Genomic DNA, 24,648 nt, shown 5'->3' with positions numbered 1-24,648 from the left:
CGCGGGCGTGCATTGGCTCATGTTCGCCGCGCGTTTTGGATTTCACGCTTGACCACTGACCGGGATTGTTATGATGGATCTGCTGTTTGCCTCGCTGTTCGATTACGGTCTGTTCCTGGCCAAAACCCTGACGCTGGTTCTCGGGATCGCCGTGCTGCTGATCCTGGCGCTGCGCGCCCGGCAGGAGGGCGATCATGGCGAGCATCTGGAGATCACGGATCTCAACGAGCGCTACCGTGCGCTGACCCAGGCGCTCAAGGAATTCTCGCTACCGAAAAAGGCCTACAAGACCTATCTCAAGGCCGAACGCAAGCGCGAGAAGGAACGCGAGAAGGCGGCGGAGAGCGACCGCCCGCGTTTGTTCGTCATCGAGTTCAACGGCGATATCCGGGCCAGCGAGGTCGCCGCGCTCCGGGTGCTGGTGACCGCGCTGCTGCTGGAGGCGCAGCCGGGCGACGAGGTGCTGGTGCGGCTCGATAATGCCGGCGGCATGGTCAGCGAACACGGACTCGCGGCATCCCAGTTGGCGCGCATTCGGGCCAAGGGCATCCCGTTGACGGTCGCGGTCGACAAGGTCGCGGCCAGCGGCGGGTATCTGATGGCCTGCGTGGCCGACCGCATTCTCGCCGCGCCCTTCGCCATTCTGGGCTCCATCGGCGTGCTCGCCGAGTTGCCCAACTTCCATCGTCTGCTGGAGCGTCACGGGGTCGATTTCGAACTGCACACGGCGGGCGAGTACAAGCGCACCCTCACCGTTTTCGGCGAAAACACCGACGAGGGCCGCCAGAAGCTGCGCGAGCAGTTGGAAGAGACGCACGATCTGTTCAAGAGTTTCGTCGCCGAGTACCGTCCCGGCCTCGACCTGGAGCGGGTGGCGACCGGCGAATATTGGCATGGCCAGCGCGCCGTGGAGCTTGGCCTGGTGGATGCCATCCAGACCAGCGACGACTATCTGCTGGCGGCGAGCGAGGGGAAGGATCTGCTGAAGCTCAAATACCGGGTCCACAAGAAGCCCATCGAGCGGTTGCTGTCGAGCATCCAGGCGAGCCTGGATCGCGCCTTTGCGACCTGGCGGGGCTGATTTGAGCGACACTGTCCGGCAGCCATCGGGACGTCGAAGATAGACAGTTGCTAAATGACGATCTAACGCGGAGGCGCGGAGTGCGCGGAGAAAGACCGGATGAATGATGGGGACGGCCTCCAAGGGGTCTCCCGATGGCAATCGCTCGGCGTGAGCCGTGGGACCGCTTCCGACTCTCCGCGGCTCCCTGTCTCCGCGTGAAACAATAGAAAGTGTCCATCAACGGTTTCCCGACTTGAGCGATTCCTTAGGCGATTTCCGGAAAAGTTCATACCCACTTTCGTGGTGACATTGCATCCGTTCGTGGTGAGCTTGTCGAACCATGAACGGATGCAATGTCGGCCTCGGAGCACGATTTCCGCCCGTCCTTCGACAAGCTCAGGACGAACGGAAATCGGTAAAGTCATTCCCGTAAATCACCTTGACTTAATGGCAGTGTGGCTGACGCCTGAAAGCATTTTTAACAGAGTGGTTTGGAGAACGTTCACGATGCCGGATTTGATTGTCCATTTCGAGCGACCCGCGGACTGGGCCGACACCATCCATGTTCATTACTGGACCGGTCATCCGGGCGGCGTCGAGAGCGCTTGGCCCGGTATCGCCATGGAGCCCCAGAGCGACGGTTGGTACAGCATCCGGTTTCATGGCCTGAAGTCGCTCTACCTGGTTTTCCACGACGGCCAGGGCCGACAGACGCAGGATCAGTTCCGCAGCGTGAATGGCTGGCTGAGCGCCGGCGGACATTGGTCCGCGAGCAAGCCCGAGCGTCGATCCGAGCCGGTCATCCCCTCGGCGCCACCCCGATCCCTGGTTTCCAGCGCGCCACGCCCACTGCATGAGCGCACCGATTTTCGCGAGGAGACCATCTATTTTCTGCTGACGACCCGTTTCTACGACGGCGATCCCTCCAACAATTTTTTCTGCCGCGATCGTATTCAGTTCGACGAGTCCGGTAACCCGATCGATCCGCATTGGCGCGGCGATTTCAAGGGTTTGATCCAGCGTCTCGATTACATCCGCGATCTGGGGTTCACGGCCATCTGGATCACCCCGCCGGTGGAGAACCGCTCAGGTCTGGACTATCACGGTTATCACCCCTACGACTGGACCCGCATCGATCCGCGTCTGGAGTCGCCCGACGCCAGCTATCAGGATCTGATCGACGCGGCGCACGCCAAGGGCATCAAGATCATTCAGGACGTGGTGGTCAATCATTCCTGCCAGTACGGCATTCGCGGACAGGTCCATATCGACCATCTGCCGATCAAATACTATGTCCCGCAGGGTTCCGAGCCGGGCCGGGTGGATCACGGTCCCTATCAGGGCAGCCTCGGCAACTATGCCTGGCCCAATCGCGACGACATCGACAATCCGCTCGCGCCCGAGTGGTACCGCGAGCGCCACGCGCGCGACCCGGACGGCAGCGAGCCGCTGATCGACCCTAAGACCGGCGAGACCGTTCCCAAGCCCGGTTATCGTCCCGGACGCTTCTTCGGGATCGACCCCCAGGATCTGGACCCCGAGTGGTACCATCAGGAGGGATTCATCTGCGGCGGCGACTGGGAGAGCGCCCATCCGCTCCAGCACAAGCATCTGGCGGGCGACTGTATCGATCTGGCCACCGAGCGCCAGAGCGTCAAGGACTATCTCATCGGCGCCATCAATCGCTATCTGGACATGGGCGTGGATGCGCTGCGCATCGACACCGTCAAGCATGTCGAGCGCGACAATCTGCTCGAATACATCAATGCCTGGAAGGCCCACAAACCGGGTCTGTTCGTCTTCGGCGAGAATCTGGTCAAGGGCTATGGCTGGGGCGATCTGGGCGGCGGCGACAATGGCCCCTCCCAGATTCGGCCCTGGTGGTACACGCGGCTTGGGCACGATCCGCTGGATCCGGAGTCGGGCGGGGACTCGGGGTTTCCGCAGCTCGATTTCGGTCTCTTCTCGACCTTTCGCGATACCGTGAGCAAGGGCACCTATGCCGGGACCGCGCAGATCCTCGGTATGGACTGGATCTATGGTGACGTGACGCAGCTCGTCACCTTTTTGCAGAACCACGATGTCGGTCCGGACAACGATTTCAAATACCGCTTCAAGGGCGATCAATGGATGGCGGCGGCCGCCTATAATCTGATCTGGACCGCGCGCGGGATTCCTTGTCTCTATTATGGCGAGGAGATCGAGTTCATGAAGGGCGCGCCCCAGGATGTCGAGGGCGAGCGCGATACCTTGCATCAGACCGGTCGCGCCTATTTCGGCGATCATCTGACCGATGAGCGAATCGCCCAGACCCAGGCGCATCCGCTGTATCGTCACATCCAGCGTCTGAATCTGATCCGCCGGTCCATTCCCGCGCTGCAGAAGGCGCGCATGAGCCATCTCGCCGAATGGGGCAGCGGAATGCGCTTCGTGCGCGACGCTTCGGAGAGCGGGAGTTATGCCGTTGTCGGTCTGGCGATCGGGGCCGAGCAACGGATCGCGATCGAGGGCGTCAAACCCGGTGTCTATCGCGACGCCGTGACCGGGGCGGAAGTCGCCAGCGACGGCCGCCTGGGGTTCCACGTCAAGGCCAATTCGGCGGGGATTTATGTGCTCAATGGACCCGGTAAAATTGGTGAAGACGGGGTGTATTTACGCTGAGGTTTCCTTCCGGTTTCCGCCAGCCTAACGGGTGTTATCTCGGACATGACTGAACCGCCAAGATCGTCCAGGGAGCGTCGCATTCAGACCCGCCATCCGGTGGATCTGCACGCGAAGGTACGTGGCCGCAACCAGCTTCCGACCAATTGCAGGGTGTTGAATCTCTGCAATGGCGGTCTGCTTCTGGATACCTCCGCGACCGAGCCGGCACTGCCTTTCGTCTCGGGCGAGCATGTCGATCTGCATTTCGACCTTCCGGACGCGCAGAGCATGGATCCCGTCCAGGCCGTGGTCGAGATCGTCCATCGCGTCGATCGCGGTCTGGGCGCGCGCTTCATCCGGCTGGAGGGGGACGGCAGGGCGCGTCTGGCCCGCTTTATCGGCGAGGCCGCCGCGGCGAGTCAGCCGGCGACGGAAATCGAACCGCATCCCGGCAGGCTACAGGCGCGCGAGGTTCTGCGGGACGTGGGACAGCGCAACCTGGGCGGCCTGCTCGATTCGCTGCTGGAAACCCTGGTGGAGGATCTCTGGTCGCACAGCGAGCGGGCCATGAGCGATGCCGAGCGCGCGCGTTTGACGGGCGAAATCGGTTTGTTGGCCAGGGCGGTTCAGGATGAAAGCATCCCGCGCCGGATCCGTCAGGAGTGGCTCGACGCACTCCAGAATCTTGGCCAGGCGCGCGCGACGCCCGCCGCCAGTGCGGGAGCCGCTCCCTCGGCGGACGGTTTGCAACTCATCGACCCGGATGAGTTCGAGATCTGGCTGGCGAAATCGGAGTTGGCCAACCGTTTGGAGGAGGAGTTGCGCGAGCCGCTGGATGCACTGCGGGCTCAGTTATCCGCGATTTTCCAGGAAACCGCGCTCCCGATGGAACCTTTGGCGCTGGCTGAAGCCATTGAACAGGCGCTGAGCGAGGTTGGCGTTGGGAAGGAACTGCAAAAAATTTCCATGCGGATGATCGCCAACCATTTATCGAGCAATCTGGGCGCCTTTTATCGGGAGGTGTCGCGGGCCTGGGCCTCCTCGGGGCTTGCGGACATCGAGACGTCGCCGCGAACGACGGGCACTGACGCATCGACCGCGGACGCTTCGGGGTACGCAGCCGATGTGCCGGATTCCGCGTCCCCTCTGGACCGCGTCACGACCGCGCCAGTCGGGGCGGCGTTCCAGCCCGCTCCGTCAGAGGCGATCCAGGGCGCGCGGGCCGTTGGTCTGATGGCCGACTCGCTAGCTCGGTCTCCCGTCGCGTTGGCCGGCCGGACACGACCGGCGCGCAATTACGCGGGCGGACGGCGTGTCACGGATCTGCTCTCTCAACTACCCGTTGACTTCCAACTCCCCGAGGCGGACGCCAACCGCCCGCTGCGGGAACTGCTCGCCCAATGGCTGCGTAGCGCCGAGCCGAATCAGAAAGAGAGTCATCCGGAGCCCCAGCCGGTGCTGTCGCCGCAGGTCGAGGAACGGGTCGAGGTCACCGACCGGCTTCTGTCGCACATGCTGGCGGACCCCGCGACCCCCGCGCGAATCAAGTCGCTCATCAAGCCATTGTCCCGGCGTTTTCTGTCCATGGCGATCGCCGAGCCGGGCGCGATGGCCGATGCCAGCCAGCCGTTGGTCAATCTGATCAATCATTTGGAACAACTTTCGCTGTATCTGCTGAACCAGGAGGGCGATGATCGGGGGCTGCGCCGCGAGTTCGAGGACGTGGCTCAAACGCTGGTCTCCAGCGAGGCTCGGGATCCCGCCGCCCTGGACGCACTGTCCAAGCGTCTGGGCTCCATCGAATCCAAGGCAGGTCGCGAATATCAGGGCAATGTTGTCAACTGGGTGACTGTCTGCGAGGCGAAAGAGCGGGAACGCCTGGCGCGCGAGCAGGTCCGGGAGCGTCTGAACGGCGCCCTGGGCGGACGTCGGATTCACCAGGTCGTCGACGAATTCATCCAGACCGGCTGGCGGAATCTGCTGGAGTTGGCGTGCGCCAATGGCGGTCTCGAAGGGTCGCGCTGGCGTCAGTACTGGCGTCTCCTGGCGAGCCTGCACCGGATGACGGGCGGCGAGGGCGCGGCCGAGGATCCGGAGCCCATCTCACTCGCGGCGATGATCGCGGAGATCCGCACGGGCCTGAGCTACATCGGGGTCGATGCGATTCCATGCGATGAACTGCTGGGACGGATCGAAACCGCCGTGCGGCGCGCGCGCGCGTCACTGTCTCGGGACGAGGATTTTTTGATTTTTTCTCCCTTGGCGGCGGATGCCGACAGCGAGCCCGAACGGATTCCGACGGATCTGCCCGCCGCGGACTGGGAGCGCGGGCTAGCGCAGGTCAATGCATTGCCGCTGGGCGCGCTGCTCTGGATGCGGACCAAGGACGACAGCAAGGCGTTACGACTGATCTGGCGCAACGAAGAAGGCTCCCGTCTGGCGATCGCCGATACCCTTGGCAAGAAGGTCAAGGTGCTGCCCCGCCAGCGTCTGGCGGAGGCCTTCGCGCGCGCTCAGGCGCATGCCGAGGCGCCGACCGCCAAGCGGGCGGTCACCCGTGCCGCCGATGCCGCGTTGACGGAGATGCAGGAACGTCTCGTTTATCACGAAACGCAGGATCCCTTGACCGGCCTGTCCAATCAGCGGCGGCTGCTGGGTTCGCTCACCCAACTGCTGCTGTCGGATGACGCTTCGGCATCCGCGCATGCGCTGGCGTTTCTGGAGCTGGATCGTTACGACACGCTCACCGGAACCTTTGGCTATTCGGCTGGCGAGCGGATTCTGGTCGCGGTTGCCAAACTGCTGGAAAACGTGGTGCCGGACGCGGTCTGTCTCGCCTATCTCGGCGGCTGCCGCTTCGGTCTGCTCATGCCCGCGATCGATCGCGACCATGCCAGCGAGATTGGCGAGGCCATTCGCGCCGGGTTGACGGCGATGCCCAACGATCTGCAAGGCAAGCCCTTCCGACTGGCGGGGAGTCTGGGGATGGTCATGTTGGACGGCGACGCGACCACGCCGGAACAACTGATGTCCGCGGCCAGCGTGGCCTGTCTGGCCTCGCACCGCGAAGGCGGGGATCGCGTCATCCTCTTCCGCGAGGACAACGAGATCGTCGTCCGTCAGTTGGATCACCTGCGCGACTGGGCGCAGGCGGAAGAGATCATCGCGTCCAGACGCCACCGGCTGCGTTATCAGCGGATCGTACCGATCGATCCTAGTTCCGAACTGACGCCGCATTGCGAAATCCTGCTCAGCGTTTACGACGAACAGGGCGCTCCGCTTCCGCTGCAACCCTTTATCCTGGCCGCCGAGGCCTTCAATCGGATGCGCGAGGTCGATCGCCAGGTCATCGAGACGGCCTTGCGCTGGATCAACGCGCATCCGGATCAAGCCCGCGAGCTTGGCGGCATCGCCATCAATCTCTCGGGCCAATCGTTGAGCGATCCGGATTTGCTGACATTCATTCGCGCCAGTCTGAAGGGGTTGCAGGTGCCCGTCGATCTGATCAGCTTCGAGGTCACCGAGACGGTGGCCATCGTGAATCTCGACCAGGCGGCCATCATTCTGGGCGAGATCAAGGCCCTGGGCTGCCGTGTCGCGCTGGACGATTTCGGCTCCGGCATGTCGTCCTACAGTTATCTGAAACAATTGCCGGTCGACTACGTCAAAATCGATGGCTCTTTTGTCAAGGATATTCTGATCAGCCCCCACGACCGGCAAATCGTCAAATCGTTTAACGAGATTGCCCATTTCATGGGCAAAAAAACCATCGCCGAATACGTGGAAAACCTGGAAATCCTGGAACTGCTACAGGATATCGGGGTGGATTACGCACAAGGCTATGCCATCGAACGACCACAATTCCTTGACGAGATGCCCTAAACCGCCTCTCAGGAGTCACTCTTGACCAAGCCAGTACTTGCCGACGCCTTGACGGCGCCGAGATTCGATTTCGTCAGCGAACGCGCCGGGCGGATCGCCTATTACGTCGACGCCGGAGGCGAGGGACGGCCCCTGGTGTTGGTGCACAGTATCAATGCCGCGCCCAGCAGCTTCGAGATGCGGCCACTGTTCGAGCAGTATCGCGGCCAGCGGCCAGTGTACAGCCTCGACCTGCCGGGTTTCGGGCACTCCGAGCGCGGAGCGCGGCCCTATACGCCAGATCTCTATGCCAATGCCCTCGCGGACTTTTTGCGGCAGGTCGTCCAGCAACCCGCGGATGTTCTCGCGCTCTCGCTGAGCGCGGAGTTCGCCGCCCGTGCGGCCCTCGCGACGCCGGGGCAGGTCGCCTCGCTCGTCGTTATTTCGCCGACCGGATTTAGCCTGCGTCCGGTACCGAGCATGCGGAGCGCCAGGATCACACATAAGGCGCTGACCATCCCGCTCGTCAGTCAGGGGCTTTATGACCTGGTGGCATCGCGTCCCAGCATCCGCTATTTTCTGGGCCGCTCCTTCGTGGGCGATGTCCCCGCCGAGGTCATCGACTATGCCCATGCCACGTCCCATCAGCCGGGCGCCCGGCATGCGCCCCTGACTTTCCTCTCCATGCAACTCTTTACGCCCAATGCGACGGATCGGCTCTATGGCAAGCTGACGGATCTGCCGGTGCTGGCGATTGCCGATCGCGACCCCTACATCACCTTCGAGCGCCTGGATGACTTCGTCGCTAGACATCCCAACTGGCAGCGGATCCGACTCGCCCCGAATCTGGGGCTGCCGCATTGGGAGAGACTCCCGGAGACGGTCGCCACGCTTGATCGGTTTTGGTCGACGCCGCCCGCCGGCTGACCCCGCTTGCCCATGACGCCATCAACCGCGATGAGGCATGGGCGGCAAGGGCAAGCGCTTTCCCGCCCTGAGCATGGCCGCAAATTCTTCCAGCGGCACCGGGCGGCTGAACAGATACCCCTGCATTTCGTCGCAACCCGCGGCGCGCAGCTCGCAGAGCTGCTCGACCGTCTCCACGCCCTCCGCGACCACGGTCAGACCCAGACGCCGCGCCATGGTGATGATCGCGCTGGCAATGGCGGCGTCTTCCGGGTTATGGACGATGTCGATGATGAAGGCCCGGTCGATCTTCAGTGCGTCGAAGGGGAACCGCTTCAGTTGGGCGAGCGAGGAATAACCGGTACCGAAGTCGTCCATGGAGAGACGGACCCCCAGTGCGCGCAGGGCGTTCAGGATGCGCACCGCTTCTGCCGGATCCTGCATGATCAGGGATTCGGTCAGCTCCAGTTCGAGATAGCCGGGCGCCAGCCCGACCGTCGCCAGCGCGTCCTGCACCAGTTCCAGCACCCGCGTCTCGCGAAACTGGACCGCCGAGAGATTCACCCCCACCGGAACCGTGCGCAGGCCCTGCTTCAGCCAGTCGGCCTCCTGGGCGCAAACGGTGCGCAGCACCCACTCGCCAATAGGGACGATGAGCCCGGTGTCCTCCGCCAGCGGAATAAAGCTCGCGGGGGAAACCAGACCCCGGGTCGGATGGTTCCAGCGCAGCAGCGCCTCGGCGCTGACGATCGCGCCGTCGCGCAGACTCACCTTGGGCTGGAGATGAACCGCGAACTGCCGCGTTTCCAGCGCCTGCCGCAATTCCTCTTCCAGCACCAGCTTGTCGGCGACTTCGGCGTTCAGGGCCGAATCGAAATAGAGATGATGCTTGCCGGAAGTCTGAGCCTGTCCGAGCGCGGTCTCGGCATGCACGAACAGGGTTTCGGCATCGTCGCCGTCGCGGGGGTACAGGGCGATGCCAGCATGGAGACTGAGATGCAGGATCTGGGAGGCGATGGTCAGCGGGCGCTCCACGGGATCGACGATGCAGCGTCTCAAGATCGCCATGGCATCGGCTTCGGCGGGCAGCGCGGCGATCGCGACGGCAAAGGTATCCGCCCCCAACCGCGCCAGGCTGGAAGGTTCTTCCAGGGTGGCGGCGAGACGGTCTGCCACCGCCTGGAGCACGCCATCGCCGACATGACGGCCCAGTGTGTCGTTGATGCGTTTGAAATGGTCCAGATCCACCAAAATCACCGCGACCTGGGTGCCGTCGTGGTGGGCGCCTTGCAGCAATTGACCGAGCCTGTCCACGAAGAGACTGCGATTGGGCAACCCGGTGAGCGGGTCGTAGTAGGCCAGATAGTCGAGGCGCTCGGCCTTGGCGATGTATTGCAGGGCAAATGAAATATCTCCCGCCAGTTCGTCGAGCAGGCGCTGTTCTTCCGCGTCGAAAAAACCGGCCTCGCGCGCGTAGAGCATCAACACGCCGACCAGGGCTCCGTCCTGGCGCAGAGGGAGCGCGGCCCGCGACCGGACCTCAAGGTCCAGGGCAAGATTCAGTGGCCCGGCGGCGGCGAGATCCTCCAGACGCAGATCGTTGCAGACCGCCGCCCGCCCGCTCTCGAGCACCCGTCGCGCCTCGGCCTCGTCCGCGGCGCTGACCGCTAGTCCAATGGCTTGGGGGGGCGCCTGTGGATCCCGTGCCCGCCATGCACGCGGTCGCAGTGACTCGCCGTCCGGCAGACCGATCCAGGCCAGCGCGAACGTCCCTTCCTCGACCGCGATCCGGCAGACTTCCTCGAACAGCGCCTGGGGTTCATGAATCCGCACGATGGCGGAGTTGATTCCCGAGAGTACCGCGTAAACGCGGTTCAGACGGGCGATCCGGTCCGCGGCGCGTTTGCGTTCGGTCACGTCCTCGGCGAGACCGGCGATCCGGATCAGCTCGCCCCGCTCGTCGCGGATCGGAAAGCCGCGCGCATTGATCCAGCGCAGGCTGCCATTGGGACGGAGCAGCCGGAAATCGATGTCGACCTGGCCGGTCTCGCGCATTCGCGACACCGCCTCCAGGACCGCCCGCCGGTCGTCCGGGTGCACAGCTTCCCGCCAGGAATCGGGCTCGGCATAGAGGCTGGCGCGGCTTCTTCCCCAAATCTCCTCATAGATTGGACTGACATAGAAGAATTCCGACATGGTCGGATTGACCAGCCAGAAGACCTCCCGGATGTTTTCCGCCAGTTGGCGAAATCGCAACTCGCTCGCGCGCCGCTCGGTCACCTCCCGCTCCAGCTCGCGGGCGTACTCCTGGGCCTCCTCGAAGAGCGCGAGGTTTTCGCACGCCAGGGCGAGTTGGGCGGCGAAGGTGGCGGCGATCTGTTCGTCCTCGGTGGCGAAGGCGTCCGCGCCCAGCTTGTCGGCGAGATAGAGCCAGCCGTAGGTGCGCACTGCCGAGCGGACGGGCAACGCCAGCAGGGTCCGCAGGGACGGATGGCCGTCCGGCAGTCCCGGCGGCGGGGTCTCGCCGGACCAGTCCCGAATGCTTTGCGGGGTTCCCTGCCGCAGCGCTTGGGCGATCAGGCCGCTCGGCGGTTGGGTGGCCAGGGCATCATGCACCGCGTCCGGCAGCCCGCGGGTCGCCAGATGGACGACCCGGCCGCCCTGATCCATCAGACCGGCCGCCGCGTGGCGGACGTTCAGAATGTCCTGGGCGGCTCGCACGAACAGCTTCAGCAGACGGTCGGGATCGCGTTCGGAAGCCAGTTCCAGACCCAGTTCGATGAGGGCGGTCAGGCGCAGTCCGAGGACTTGCGCGGCGGCCAGCGACTGTTCCAGTTGTGTCGACAAGGCTTGCACCTGTCCGCCCTCGTTCAACAATGCCTGTCCCTGCTGGAACATCCGTTGCAACTGCCGTTGCAGCTCGGAGAGCCCCGTCAGGTTGGAGGCCATGCCACCGAGCAGACCGGGCGCGCTCATTTCCTGGGGTGGCAAGGCTTGCGGCCGTCCCAGCAGCGTCGCCACCGTCTCCAAAATAGCCCTGGGCGAGGACGGCTTGGCGATCACCAGCCGCGCGCCGCAGGAGCGCGCCAGTTCGCGCGCCTCCTCCAGGCGATAGGTGGCGGTGTAGAAGACGATCGGAATCGCGGCGGTGGCCGGGTCGGACTGGAGCTGGCGGGCCAGTTCGACGCCGTCCATGATCGGCATCAGTACGTCGGTGATGACCAGGTCTGGATGGGCATCCGCCACCAGTCTCAGCGCCTCGATACCGTCGGCGGCCAACTGAACCCGATAGCCCGCGTAGCCGAACAGCGAGGTTAAAAACTCCCGATTGATGGAGCGGTCGTCGACGACGAGGATGGTGGGGGCGGTGTCCACGGCCTCACTCCGGCGTCTCGGTCAGGCAGGAGCTGATCTCCGCCAGCAGCCGTCGCGGGTCGATGGGACGCAGCAGGAAGGCGGCGGCACCAAGCGCCAGGGCGCGTTTGCGATCCTGCGTGCCCCATACCGAGGAGCTGATCAGCACGAAGGGAAGCCGCCGCAGCCGGGTATCGGCCTTGAGCGTGGCGAGAAAATGAAAGCCGTCGTCGTCCGGCATTTGCAGATCCGAGAGAATCAGATCGAACGGCTGTCGCGCCAGGATTTCAAGCGCCTCGGCGACGCGCGCGGCCAGGGTGACGCGGTAGCCGAAGGGCTTCAGCGTCGCCTCGGCCAGACTGCGGTTGGTGGCGCAATCGTCCACCACCAGGATACGGGCGCTCTCGGTGGGCATTTCCGGGCGTGGATCCGACGCGGTCGCGGGCGGTTTCGCCGCCGCGCTGGCGAGACCCGCATCCTGGCCGGCTGGCGCGGCTGGCAGGAACGCCTCGACCTGACCGACGAAGGTACGCGGCGCGATGGGCTTGGCGAGATACCCGTCGAAGCCGGCGGCAAGCACACGTTCCCGGTCGCCTACCATGGCCAGCGCCGTCACCGCCACCAGCGGGATCTGGCGCAGCCGCGGATGGGCCTTGAGCCATTGCGCCACCGCGTAGCCGTCCATGTTGGGCAGATGCACGTCGCAGAGGATGAGATCCAGCCCAGTTTCCGCTTCGGCCTGCGCCACGCCTTCCTCGCCGTCCTGGGCCGCGAGGGTGTCGTGCCCGAAGGACTGGAGCAGATAGCGCATCAGCGCCAGATTGTCCGGGTTGTCCTCGACGATCAGAATTCGCGCCATGGCCTAGCCCTCCTTCAGGGTGAGGGTGAAGACGCTGCCCTGGCCGGACTCGCTGTGACAGGCGATGCGCCCGCCGATCAGGTCGGCCAACTTGCGCGAATGGTGCAGCCCCAGCCCCGTGCCCTCGTGACGGCGGGTGGTCGAGGAATCGAGTTGGGCAAAGGCGTGGAACAGCTTTGCCTGATCGGCCTGGGAGATGCCGATGCCGGTATCGGACACCGCGATCTCCACCTCGTGCTGGCCGTGCTCGCGGTGCCGGACGCAGGCGATGCTCACCTGGCCCTGCTCGGTGAACTTGATGGCGTTGTTGCAGAGATTGATGAGAATCTGGCTGAGTGCGCGCCGGTCGGTGTAAACCTGAAGGTTGTCGGGGATCGCCGCGACCTCGAAGCCTAAACTTTTCGCCGCCGCCAGCGGCCTGAGCGTGCCGACCACTTCCTCGATCAGGGCGCGACAGGCGATGGGTTGCGGATGGATCTCCAGCTTGCCGGACTCGATCTTGGCCAAATCCAGCAGATCGTTGATGAGCGACAGGAGATGGTTGGCGCTGGCTTCGATGGTGGTGAGCTGCTTGTCCTGTTCCGCGTTGATCGGACCGGGCAGGCGCATCAGCAGGGTGCCGGTAAAGCCGAGGATGGCGTTGAGCGGGGTGCGCAGCTCGTGCGACATGCTGGCGAGAAAACGGTCCTTGATCAGATTGGCCTTTTCCAGTTCGAGATTCTGTTCGCGCAGTGCACGCTCGATTCGCTTGCGCTCGGTCATGTCGCGGATGGCGCTGGAAACCAGGATGCCTTCCTCGGTTTCCAGCGGGCTCAGACTGATCTCCACCGGGAACTCGCTGCCATCGCGGCGTAGCCCGTACAGCTCCAGCCCCACGCCCATGGCGCGGGTCCGCAATTGCCCGAAATACTTGACGCGATGTCCGACATGGCCGGCGCGAAACCGCTCCGGGAGCAGCACCTCGATCGGTTGACCGCGCAGCTCGCCGTGATCGTAGCCGAACAGGGTTTCGGCCTGACTGTTCGAGAAGACGATCCAGCCGCTCGAGTTGACCATGACGATGCCGTCGGGCATGGCTTCCAGCAGGTCGCGGAAGCGCGCGTCCACCAGTTTGGCATCGCGCATGACCTTCATCCGGGTCACGTCCTTCTTGGCGAACAGCAGATATTCGAGGGTGTCGTCAGCGGCGCGGATCGCCTTGCCGGAGGTGGCGACATAGATCAGCGAACCGTCCTTGCGGCGGTGCGGGAATTCGCCGCTGGCCGATCCCTGCTCCAGGACGGCGCGCAGGATGTCGCGACCCACGTCGGCGCCCTCGCCGGGCGCGACCAGCGCGTTCAGCGATTGGTCGAGCGCTTCCGCGCGGGTGTAACCGAACACGCTCTCCGCGCCGTCGCTCCAGTAGATCACCCGTCCCCGCGCGTCGGTCGCGATCAGCGCGTCGGGCGATTCGTCGAGCAGGCGCGCGACGACCTCGGCGTTCATGAGTTTGGCCATGGGAATCGCCTCCGACTCGCGCCAGGATGGACTCTCTATCTTGAGATGGCGGAATGGTCTTATCAGTTCCGGAGAGATCGATTGCCATTTATGCGTTCGGGCACAGAGCACGGCTCAGGGATGTGACGGGGAAATCGCGGACGCGCCGGCCGTTTGGGTTAAGCTTCGCACTGGTGCCGAGTCCAGCAGCTCGTCATGACCAGTGCATCCAGGACTGAACAAATGACCATGCCTTTCCAGCGCCCCATCGCTTCCCTCTATCCGCCGAAAGCGGCTCTCGAAACAGCTTTCCAGGCCGTGCGCAAAGCCAGGGTTCCGCAGATCCCCGATGTGGTGCTCGCGTTGCGCGCGGAACTGAACCGATCGGAACCGAACGTTAAGGTCGTCGCCGATCTCATCGCGCAGGATCTCGCGTTGGCCGGGCAGATTCTCAAAAAGGTCAACGCGCCGATCTTTGCGCGTCGGGCTAAAATCGCCAGCGTTCAGCAGGCCGTCATGCTGCTGGGGATCGACCAACTGGTCAATCTGGTCACCGCCGCCGTGATCGAGCGCATGCTTGGAGACGCCAAAGGCTCGGCCCGCGTCGTGTGGGAATCCATCATGGAACAGGCCCGCGTGGCGACGACCATCGCGGGTCTGGTCGAGTGCATCAGCTCGGAAGAAGCCTATCTGTTCGGTCTCATGCACGATGTCGGCAGCCTGATCTTCGCCGATCTGCTGGAGAATTACGGTTACGAATGGGTGCTGCGTTTCGGCTCGCCCCAATCGCTGATGGAGCACGAACGCGCCGCCTTGGGCGTGGATCACGCCACCGTCGGCTTCCTGCTGGCCAGCACCTGGCAGCTTCCCGAGCATCTGGCGTTGGCGATCTATCATCGTCACGCCTTCGATTATCGTGGCCTGGAAGATTCCAGGGTGCGATCCCTGATCGCCGTCTCGCAATTGGGGCGCTATCTCATCGCGCTGGCGCTCGGGAACCATGAACAACCCGAACTGCTGACCTATCGGGATCACGCCCGGCAGGAATTGGCGCTGGACGAGGATGAGTGGGCGGCGCTCTGCAAACAGGCCCAGGAAGGCGGCTGGTCTCCACTAAACGGCATGGGTTGACGTATGACAAACGCCGATGATCGCGCTGCGGTGCGACGGGGATATTTGTGCGGTCTGGCAATGCTGGTGACGCTCGCGCCGGTGCGGGCCGCCGATCTTACATCGCTGAGCCTGGAGGAACTGCTCGATGTCGAGGTGACCTCGGTCGGCAAGAAATCCCAACCCCTGGCCGATGCCGCCGCTGCCGTCTTTGTCATCAGCAACGAAGATATCCGCCGCAGCGGCGCCACCTCGGTTCCGGAGGCCCTGCGTATGGCCCCTGGTCTCACGGTCAAACGCCTTGATGCCAACAAATGGTCGATCTCCGCGCGTGGCTTTGGCGGGCGTCTCTCCAACAAGCTGCTGGTGTTGATCGACGGGCGCACCGTCTATTCCCCTGCTTTCTCGGGCGTCTATTGGGAGCAGCAGGACGTGATGCTGGAGGACATCGAGCGCATCGAGGTGATTCGCGGTCCGGGAGCCACCCTGTGGGGTGCCAATGCCGTCAATGGCGTCATCAACATCCTCACCAAATCCTCCGCGGCGACCCAGGGCGGGCTGCTGGCCGCTGGCGGTGGCAGCGAGGAACGCGCGCTCGGTGCACTGCGCTATGGCGGCGAGCTGGCACCGGGCACCTTCGCCCGGGCCTATGTCAAGTACAACGAGCGGGATGCGCTGGTCACGGCGAGCGGCGAGGATGGCCGCGATGCCTGGGACATCGCCCAGGGCGGCTTTCGCGTCGATTCCACCCTGGCGGCGGGTGATCGCGTCACCGTGCAGGGCGACCTCTATCGAAGCAATCTGCGCCAGCAACTGCTGGTGCCCGATCCCTTCCTGCCGCCGGCCTTCATGTCCGCGATCGACGATCGGTTGAACGCCTCCGGCTGGAATCTGCTCGGGCGCTGGGAGCGCGCGCTATCGGTGACCTCCGATGTCTCGCTCAAGCTCTATTACGATCACGCCGAGCGCCACGAATACTACGCCGGTCAGCGCAACGACATCCTGGATCTGGAATTCCAGCAGCGGGCCAAGGTTGGCGAACGTCACGATCTGGTCTGGGGACTCGGCTATCGCAACATCGACGATCATTTCGACAATACCCTGATCACGAACGTCAATCCGGCAGCGGAGAGCCGCAACCTCTGGAACCTCTTTATCCAGGACGACATTGAATTGATCCGGGATCGTCTGCGTCTAACCCTGGGATCCAAGTTCGAGCACAACGACTACACCGGACTCGAAATCCAGCCCAACCTTCGCCTGCTGTGGAAACCGTCCGAGCAAACCAGTCTCTGGGGCGCGATTTCGCACGCGGTGCGCACCCCGGCACGGGTGGAGCGTAGCGCCAACATCTGGCTGATCAACGTGCAGTCGCTCCCAACGCCGCTCGCGACCCTCCCGGTCGTGCCTCAGGTCAGCGGGACCAGCGAGTTCGATTCCGAACTGCTGACGGCCTATGAACTGGGCTTCCGCGCCACCCCCACGCGGCGCCTGAGCCTGGATCTGGCACTGTTCTACAACGACTATGACCGGCTGCGCACGATCAGCCAGGATGGCGCGCAATTGCGTTGGGAGACGCTTGCCAATGGCTATCTGATCGCGGAACTGCCCGGCGCCAACCAGGCACGCGGCCATGGCTATGGCGCGGAATTGGCGGTGGAGGCCCAAGTTCGCGACGACTGGCGGTTGATGCTGGCCTACAGCGCGCTGGAACTGGATATCCAGTCGCCCGCGGGCCAGGAGCAGGAAAATGACCTGCTCGCGCGGGTCGATCCACGCCAGCAGGTCTCGCTGCGCTCGCAGTTCAACCCGCGTCCGGACATCGACCTCGATGTCTGGGTGCGCTATGTGGATCAGAGCGATTCCTCGTTCATCTTCGGCAATCCCGGCGATTCGCTTGTTCCGTCCTATTGGGAACTCGATCTGCGTCTGGCCTGGCGACCGCGGCCCAAGGTCGAACTGTCCATCGTGGGTCAGAATCTGTTGCACGCCTCCCATCGGGAAGGCTATCAGGATGTCTATGGATTCCAGCGCCTGGAAGTCGAACGCGGTGTTTATGGCTTGCTGCGACTGAGTTTTTGATCGCGGCAGTCAGATGCGGGATCGCTCCTACCCTTGTCGGCGCCGGACCCGCCGCCTCATCGTCGCGCTGCTGGCGTGCGCCGCGCTCGGCGCGCGCGCCGAGGTACGGGAAACGGAACTGGCGGCGGCCTATCTCTACAATTTCAGCAAATTCGTCACCTGGCCCAGCGATAGCTTCGCGGGTGCCAACGCGCCGCTGCTGCTCTGTGTCTATGGCCGTCCCGCTTCCGGGGATGCGCTGGATACGCTCGACGGCAAATCCGCGCAGGGTCATACCGTGCGGGTCGAGCGCCGCGCGCGTGGTGCGCCGCTGCGTGACTGCCATGTCGTCTATGTCAGTCTGTCCGAGCAACCTTACTTGAACCCGCTGCTCAGTACCCTGGCCGGACGGCCGACACTGACGGTCAGCGAAGCCCCTGGATTCGCCGCCGCCGGTGGCATGATCGGTTTTGTCCAGTTGGATAACCGGCTGCGCTTCGAGATCAATCTGGCCAGCACCGAAGGGGCTGGCCTCACCATCAGCTCCCAACTTCTGAAGCTGGCCACCCGCGTCATCCGAGATTGATATGAACTGGCTCAAACACCTTTCCATCCGCTACAAACTGATGCTGCTGATGCTGGCGGTGGCGACCCTGGTGTTGGTGCTGTCGAGCCTGATCCATGCGTTCAACGAACGCCAGGGCTTGCAGCGCACGGCGCTCGGCGAACTACATGCACTCGCCGAGATGCTGGCCTATAACGTCGCGTCGGCGGTGACCTTCAATGACGCCGAGGCGGCGCGCCAGACACTGGCTGCCCTGAAAGGACGGCCGCAGCTCATCGGCGCCTATGTCGTGAACCGGGATGGCGTCCTCTTTGCCTCCTATCCCGAAGACGCCAGCCCCCTGGAAGACGCGACGACACTGGCGCCCGCTGGCGTCATCGACACCCTCGATCACGACCAGATGCACGTCATCCGATCCATCGAGGTCGATGGCGATGTCATCGGCCAGGTCCATCTCGTCGACGGTCTCGACCGCGTGCGGGCCGCCATCAGCCGTTCCTGGTGGAGCAGCGCGGTCATCTTCGCGGTCGCGGTGCTGGCGGCCATGCTGCTGGCCAACGGGCTGCATCAGCCGATCTCCCGGCCCTTGCTGTCGCTCGCCCAGGTCATGGAGACCGTCTCCCGCGAGCGGGATTACCGGGTGCGAATCCATGACGAACGGGGCGACGAGATTGGACTGCTGATGCGCGGTTTCAACGCGATGCTGGAGCAGATCCAGCAACGCGACCTCGCCCCGGCGAGCTATAACGAGACGCTCGAACGGCAGGTTGCCGCCCGCACCCGCGAGCTGGAACAAACCATCGCCGCGCTCGCCGAGGCGCGCGATCGCGCCGAAGCGGCGAGCCGCGCCAAGAGCGAGTTCCTCGCCACCATGAGCCACGAGATCCGCACCCCGATGAACGCGGTGTTGGGCATGGCCGAATTGCTCTTGAAAACCGACCTCGATCCCCAGCAGCGGCGCTTCGCGTATACCATTCATCGCTCGGGGCAGGCGTTGCTGGACATCATCAACGACATTCTCGATTTCTCCAAAATCGAGGCCGGCAAGCTGATCCTGGATCCGCATGACTTCAACCCCTGCGAACTGATCGAGGAGACGGTGCAACTCTTCACCGAGATGGCCAGTGCCAGGGGGCTGCTCCTCTCGGCGCGTCTGCCCCGCGAATTGACCGCCCGCGCGCATGGCGACGCCGCCCGTCTGCGTCAGATTCTCATCAATCTGCTGGGCAATGCCTTGAAGTTCACCGAGCGGGGCGAGATCGTCGTCCGCGCCAGCGTCACCTTTCGCGCCGATGACCGTTTGCTCCTGGCCATCGAGGTCGAGGATACCGGACCCGGCATCGCCCCCGCGATTCAGGCGACGATCTTCGACGCCTTCTCGCAGGGCGATGGCTCGACCACGCGCCATCACGGCGGCACTGGACTTGGGCTCGCCATCTCCCAGCAACTGGCCCGCTTGATGGAGGGCGACATCCAGATCGAGAGCGCGCCGGGGCAGGGCGCGCGCTTTACCCTGAGGGTCCGGCTCGATCCCGCGCGCGGGTTGGCGGAACCTACCCGCATTTCGCCGGAGCACGGCCGCGCCACGCAGCTGACCGCGAATGCGCGGGCGCCGCTGACTGGGTCCGTGCTCCTGGTGGAGGACAACCCCGTCAACCGGGAAATGGCGACCCTGATGCTCGAAGACCTAGGACTGACCGTGACCCCGACCGTCAACGGCGAGGAGGCGGTACGCGCGGCGCGCGGCGGCGACTTCGCGCTGGCGCTGATGGACTGCCACATGCCGGTGATGGACGGGTTCGACGCCACGCGGGCGATTCGCGCGCGGGAACGGACGACGGGCGGCGCGGCGCGGTTGCCGATCCTGGCCTTGACGGCCAACGTCGAGAAAGGCGTGCGGGAGAGCTGTGCCGCGTGCGGGATGGATGGTTATCTGAGCAAGCCATTCAGTCAGGCGCAATTACAGGCGGCGATCACGCCCTGGCTGGTCGCCGCGCCCCCTCCCGGACCGGCCTTCCCGTCAGAAGAACGCGCGCCGCCCGATGTCGCGGAGACAATGCCGGAGACCCTCGACCGCGCCGCGCTTGACGCTATCCGGCGTCTGCAACAGCCCGGACAACCCGATCCGTTGCGCATCGTCTTCGATCTTTACCGCGACAGCGCGACCAGCCTGATGGAGCGGATCCGGCTGGCGTTGGACGCGGGCGACGCCGAGGAACTGCGCCGGGCCGCCCATTCCCTGAAATCCAGCAGCGCCAATCTGGGCGGACAGCGTTTCGGCACGCTCTGCCATGAACTCGAAGCATTGGGACGGGATGGCCGGATGACGGTGGCCGCGGACCGGTTCGCGATCGCCGAAGGCGAGTTTGGCCAGTTGGTTGAGGCGATCGAGACCTTCATGCAGCCACTCCGAGGAGAGGAGGAGCGCGATGCGCGTGTTGATCGTCGAGGATGAGCCGTCGATGGGCGCCTTGCTGGCGCAGATGGTCAAACACGCGGTCGAACGTTATCGATCCAGTGGCTTCAGTTCCGGGGGGCCGGCGTCATGAGCGTACCGGAGCAGCTACGTACCCTGACGGATCGGCTGACACGCAACGGCTGGGAACGCGACACCGGGGCGCGCTTGGCTGAGATCGCCCAGGGGATCGAGGACGACGCGAGCGCGTCCGGCTGGGTCGCGGCGCTCGGGCGCGCCCGGGAACTGGTCGGAATCCTGGACGAATTCAGACGCGAGGCGCCATCGGCGCAACGGCTGGCGCCGGTCGTCCAGGCCACCGTCGGTCTGGCCGAGCTGCTGGAGCGGGGGCCGCTGGCCGAGCGGCTGGATCCCATGCTGCTCCCCGCGAACCCTGGAGACTGGACCTTCGTGGTCGCCGGTACCGTCGGCGAGACTGACGGGGATCTGTTGACGCTCCTGCGCTCGCTCGGCTTCGCGGTCGAGCGGGCGGACGGGATCGCGGCGGTCGAGCAACGGCTGCGACAGGGTCAGACGATCCTGCTCGCCGGAACCGATTGGCTGACGGCGCACGCGCCACGCCTGCGGCCGCTGTTGCCGGACATCAGTGACCCGCTTCCGAGCACGCCGCTGGTGGTGGCGGTGCTCGACAGGCTCGCGGCCAGTCAGCCCCTTGGGGTCAATGAGGACAAGGGCCTGTCGAACGCGCCGGATTGCCCCGAAAACGCGGCGGCGCGATGCGAGAGTGAGTCGGGCGGCCAAAACTTTTCCGCGCAGATCCAGGCCCGGCGCGCGGGCGCGCGTCTCGTGCTCGACGCCCCTCTGGAGATCGACCGGCTGCTGGGCGAACTGGCGGGACTGGCCTGGATACCGCGCACGCCCTACCGGGTTTTGCTCGTCGACGACGACCGCGCGCGCCTGGCGGATTGCACGGCGGTTCTGAGCGCGGTCGGCTGCGAGGTGCTGGCCAGCGCCGATCCGCTGGCGATCTGGCCGCGAGTCGCGAACTTTGTGCCCGAGACCTGCGTGGTGGGCGTCGGCATGGCGGACTGTTGCGGGATCGATTTCGTCGCCCTGCTGCGCCGCGACAAACGCTTTACCCGCCTGCCCGCCATCTATCTTGCCGCCACCGATGCGCCCGCGCCGCGAATCGCGGCCTGCCAGGCGGGCGGCGAGGAGTATTTCGTCGCGCCGCTCGACCACCGTTTGCTGACCGTGGCCGTGCTGGCGCGGGCGCGCCAGTTCCGGCTCTTCGAGGTCGTGTATTTCCAACGGCGGCGTGCCTGGCGCGAATTGGCGGATCTGAAAAATGCCCTGGACCGGCATGCCATCGTGTCCGTGGCCAGCCCCGATGGCGCCATTCTCGACATCAACCGAAAATTCTGCGAGAGCAGCGGCTACCGCCGCGAGGAACTGATCGGGCGCAATCATCGCATCGTCAAATCCGCTCACCAGGCACCAGCCGTTTTCGAGGGGCTGTGGCGTACCATTTCAGCCGGGCGCATCTGGCAGGGCGAGTTGCAAAACCGGCGCAAGGATGGCAGCCATTATTGGGTGCAGTGCACCATCGCCCCGATTCTGGACGAACGGAAGCGGCTCGAACGCTATCTCTCGATCCGCACCGAGATCTCGGAACAAAAAAGCCTGCTGGCGCAGCGCAAACGCCACGAGCGTCTGCTCGATCTGCAACGTCGCGCGTTACAGCGGTTCATTGCCACTCAGGATCTCGCCGCCACCGCGACGCTGCTGCTCGATGGCCTGCTGATCCTGACCGACAGCGCCCATGGCTTCCTCTTGGATGCGCGCGAGGATGCCGATGGAACGCGGTTTCTCGCGCCCCAGGCCATCAGCGGCATTGCCTGGAACGCGCAGACCCACCGCCTGCTGAAGACGGCTCGTGCGCAGGGGATGGAATTTCGCAATCTCCAGAATCTGTTAGGCGACATTCTGCATACCGGCGAGGCGGTGATCGTCAATGATCTGGATGGCGCGCGGATCCAGGGACACCTGCCCGACGGACATCCGCGGCTGCACTCCTTCCTGGGCCTGCCGATTCGCGAGGGAGACGTTTTGCTGGGGGTTCTCGGTCTGGCCAATCGTCCCGGCGGTTACGATCGGAGCGAGGTCGAGTTTCTCCAGACCCTGACCGCCACTTACGCCGGCATCCTCGACGCGGCGCGTCTGCGGGCGGTCCAACAGCGCGTCATCGACGAACTGCAACAGACACCATCCGCGCTGGAACAGACCAGCCAGCCGCCGGCACCGCGTGCTCCAACGGGCAGCGAGCCACCGGCCCGCCGTCGCATCCTGATCGCCGAGGACAATCCGGCCAATCTGGTTCTGCTGCGCATGCAGATCGAGGCACTGGGCCATGTCGCCGATCTCGCCGCCGATGGGCCGACGGCCCTGGCCAAGTGGCAGGCCGGCGGACATGATCTGCTGCTGACCGATCTCAACATGCCGGGCATGGACGGCCTGGACTTGACCCGTTCCATCCGCGCCGCCGAACAGGAACATGGCGGCCATCTGCCGATTATTGCGATCACCGCCGCGTCCGAGCCGGAGGTGTTGACCGCCTGCCGCGCCTCCGGCCTGGACGACATCCTGCCCAAGCCGATCGCACTGGACGACCTGCGCCGCCGACTCGACCGTTGGCTGTCGCGCGCGGCGCCCGATCCGCTGTCGGCCGTGCCGCCGGAGGATCCGAACGCAACCCTGGACACGGCCTCTATCGTCCGCGCCCTTGGCAACGTCAGCCAGCGACAGATGCGCGAGCTGATCGATCTCTTCGTCATGACCGCGCGCGCCGAACTGCCCGCCTGCCGCAACCTGCGCCGGGAAAGCGACGCCCGCGCCCTGATGCTGGCGATGCACAAGCTCAAATCCTCGGCACACATGGTGGGCGCGCTCCATTTCGCCGCCCTGGCCGAGCGACTGGAAGAGGCCGCCCGCCTGGGTCAAGTGGAGGTGGCGCCATCCCTGCTCGCCGAACTCGACGATGCTATCGGAGACCTAGAAGCCGCTGCCCAGCGACTGACTGTTGCACTGCCGCCTTCCCTGGCGGAGCGCGCGCCGCTGCCCCCCGAGATCCTGCCGCGTCGCGTGCTGGTGCTCGACGACGACGCCATCGCGCGTCGGCAAACCGGCATGCTGCTGGCGCTGCTGGGCGTCGGGGAGATTCTGACGGTCGACAGCGGCGAGGCGGCGCTGGCGGAGATCGAGCGCGTGGGTGGCGCCGGGATCGATCTGCTGATCACCGACCTCCGCATGCCGGGCATGGACGGCATCGAATTTCTGCGCCGCCTGGCCGCGAGCGGCTACCCCGGCGATCTGGTCATTTCCAGCGGCGTCGACGAACGTCTGCTGCACACCGCCGCCGATCTGATCCGGGCCAAGGGGCTGTATCTGCGCGGCGCAATCAGGAAGCCGATGACGCGCGCGGCGCTGACCGACCTGCTGACGAGCGCGCGCGAGCCGCTCGCGCGCTCCGTTCAGGCGGCGGTGGCGGACATTGCGCCGGGCGAGATTCTTGACGGTCTGCGCCGGGACGAATTCAGCATGCACTTCCAGCCCAAGGTCGATGCCAACACCTTGCGGGTGGTGGGCCTGGAGGCGCTGGCGCGCTGGCGGCGCGGCGGATGCCAGGTGCGGCCCGATCTCTTTATCGGCGCGGCGGAGCGTCATGGATCGATCATACCGTTGTCCCAGGCGCTACTCGCCAAGACCCTGAACGACGGCGTCAAGCTGACCGCGGCGGGTTTTCCCCTGACGATTGCCTTCAATCTCTCGGCCGACTGGCTGTCGGATATCCATCTGCCGGAATTCATCCTGGACAGCATCCAGACGAGCGGTTTCGCGGCGGAGAATCTGATCCTGGAAATCACCGAAACCACGCTCCTGTCCGACCCCGATATCGCCATGGATGTCCTGACCCGCCTGCGGCTCAAGGGCTTCAAGCTCTCCATCGACGATTTCGGCACTGGCTATTCGTCGATGGAGCAACTCCGGCGCATCCCCTTTGGCGAACTGAAGCTCGACCGCGGTTTCGTGCGGGGCGCCTCCGAACGCCCCGCCGTGCGCGCAATCCTGTCTGCCAGCGTCGAGATGGCGCGCAAGCTCGGGCTGACCACCGTGGCCGAGGGCGTCGAGACCCAGGCGGATCTGGATCTGGTGCGCGGATTGGGCTGCGATCTGGTCCAGGGCTGGCTGATCGCCAAGCCCATGCCGCTGGATGAACTGATCGCCTGGCTGCACGCCCGCGGGATGTTCGGTTCGTCATGAGCTATGTCAGCGGT

12 protein-coding genes are annotated in these 24,648 nt (G+C 64.7%); 9 read left to right on the top strand and 3 right to left on the bottom strand.

Translation table 11 applies throughout. The annotated features are described in order from the left end of the window. Positions 1-70: 70 nt before the first annotated feature. The 4 genes from sohB to THIVI_RS06405 all read left to right on the top strand — a co-directional run bounded on the left by sohB (position 71) and on the right by THIVI_RS06405 (position 8,494). Positions 71-1,081, top strand: a complete 1,011-nt coding sequence (gene sohB, locus THIVI_RS06420; protein WP_014777818.1) for a protease SohB — start codon at positions 71-73, stop codon at positions 1,079-1,081. Positions 1,082-1,570: 489 nt separating this feature from the next. After that, a complete protein-coding gene (locus THIVI_RS06415) occupies positions 1,571-3,724 on the top strand; it encodes an alpha-amylase family glycosyl hydrolase (RefSeq protein ID WP_014777817.1) in 2,154 nt (717 codons plus the stop codon). A 45-nt stretch (positions 3,725-3,769) separates the two neighbouring features. Further along, on the top strand, positions 3,770-7,588 hold the full coding sequence (locus THIVI_RS06410; protein ID WP_014777816.1) for a DUF1631 family protein: 3,819 nt from the start codon (positions 3,770-3,772) through the stop codon (positions 7,586-7,588). Between the two features lie 21 nt (positions 7,589-7,609). Next, complete coding sequence (locus THIVI_RS06405; RefSeq protein WP_014777815.1) at positions 7,610-8,494, top strand: alpha/beta fold hydrolase; 885 nt, start codon at positions 7,610-7,612, stop codon at positions 8,492-8,494. 21 nt (positions 8,495-8,515) lie between these two features. Here THIVI_RS06405 and THIVI_RS22580 read toward each other — a convergent pair whose 3' ends face one another. From THIVI_RS22580 to THIVI_RS06390, 3 genes are read right to left on the bottom strand one after another with little or no spacing between them, the layout of a single operon-like run. Then, positions 8,516-11,848 (bottom strand): EAL domain-containing protein, encoded by a 3,333-nt coding sequence (locus tag THIVI_RS22580; RefSeq protein ID WP_014777814.1) that lies wholly within the window; start codon positions 11,846-11,848, stop codon positions 8,516-8,518. Positions 11,849-11,852: 4 nt separating this feature from the next. Beyond that, entirely contained in the window at positions 11,853-12,686 is an 834-nt protein-coding gene (locus THIVI_RS24500) for a response regulator (protein WP_014777813.1), read from the bottom strand. Between the two features lie 3 nt (positions 12,687-12,689). Next, positions 12,690-14,183: a PAS domain S-box protein gene (locus THIVI_RS06390; RefSeq protein ID WP_014777812.1), complete on the bottom strand. Its 1,494-nt coding sequence runs from the start codon at positions 14,181-14,183 to the stop codon at positions 12,690-12,692. A 222-nt stretch (positions 14,184-14,405) separates the two neighbouring features. Between THIVI_RS06390 and THIVI_RS06385 the strand changes: the two genes are divergently transcribed. The 5 genes from THIVI_RS06385 to THIVI_RS22575 all read left to right on the top strand — a co-directional run bounded on the left by THIVI_RS06385 (position 14,406) and on the right by THIVI_RS22575 (position 24,634). Beyond that, positions 14,406-15,293 carry an HDOD domain-containing protein gene (locus THIVI_RS06385; protein ID WP_014777811.1) on the top strand — a complete coding sequence of 296 codons (888 nt, stop codon included), beginning with the start codon at positions 14,406-14,408 and terminating at the stop codon, positions 15,291-15,293. A gap of 3 nt (positions 15,294-15,296) precedes the next feature. Then, the gene (locus THIVI_RS26025; RefSeq protein WP_157174379.1) at positions 15,297-17,354 is read left to right on the top strand and encodes a TOL_0244 family TonB-dependent receptor; all 2,058 of its coding nucleotides are present in this window, start codon (positions 15,297-15,299) and stop codon (positions 17,352-17,354) included. A gap of 13 nt (positions 17,355-17,367) precedes the next feature. Then, positions 17,368-17,919, top strand: coding sequence for a TOL_0243 family YfiR-like periplasmic protein (locus THIVI_RS06375; protein ID WP_014777809.1), 552 nt, complete (start codon positions 17,368-17,370; stop codon positions 17,917-17,919). Position 17,920: 1 nt separating this feature from the next. Further along, the gene (locus THIVI_RS06370; protein WP_014777808.1) at positions 17,921-20,353 is read left to right on the top strand and encodes an ATP-binding protein; all 2,433 of its coding nucleotides are present in this window, start codon (positions 17,921-17,923) and stop codon (positions 20,351-20,353) included. Positions 20,354-20,443: 90 nt separating this feature from the next. Then, positions 20,444-24,634, top strand: a complete 4,191-nt coding sequence (locus THIVI_RS22575; RefSeq protein WP_014777806.1) for an EAL domain-containing protein — start codon at positions 20,444-20,446, stop codon at positions 24,632-24,634. The last annotated feature ends 14 nt before the right edge of the window (positions 24,635-24,648 follow it).

Origin of the sequence: Thiocystis violascens DSM 198, assembly GCF_000227745.2 — a bacterium.
Classification (GTDB): Bacteria; Pseudomonadota; Gammaproteobacteria; order Chromatiales; family Chromatiaceae; genus Chromatium; species Chromatium violascens.
This window is presented reverse-complemented; position numbering and strand designations above follow the sequence as displayed.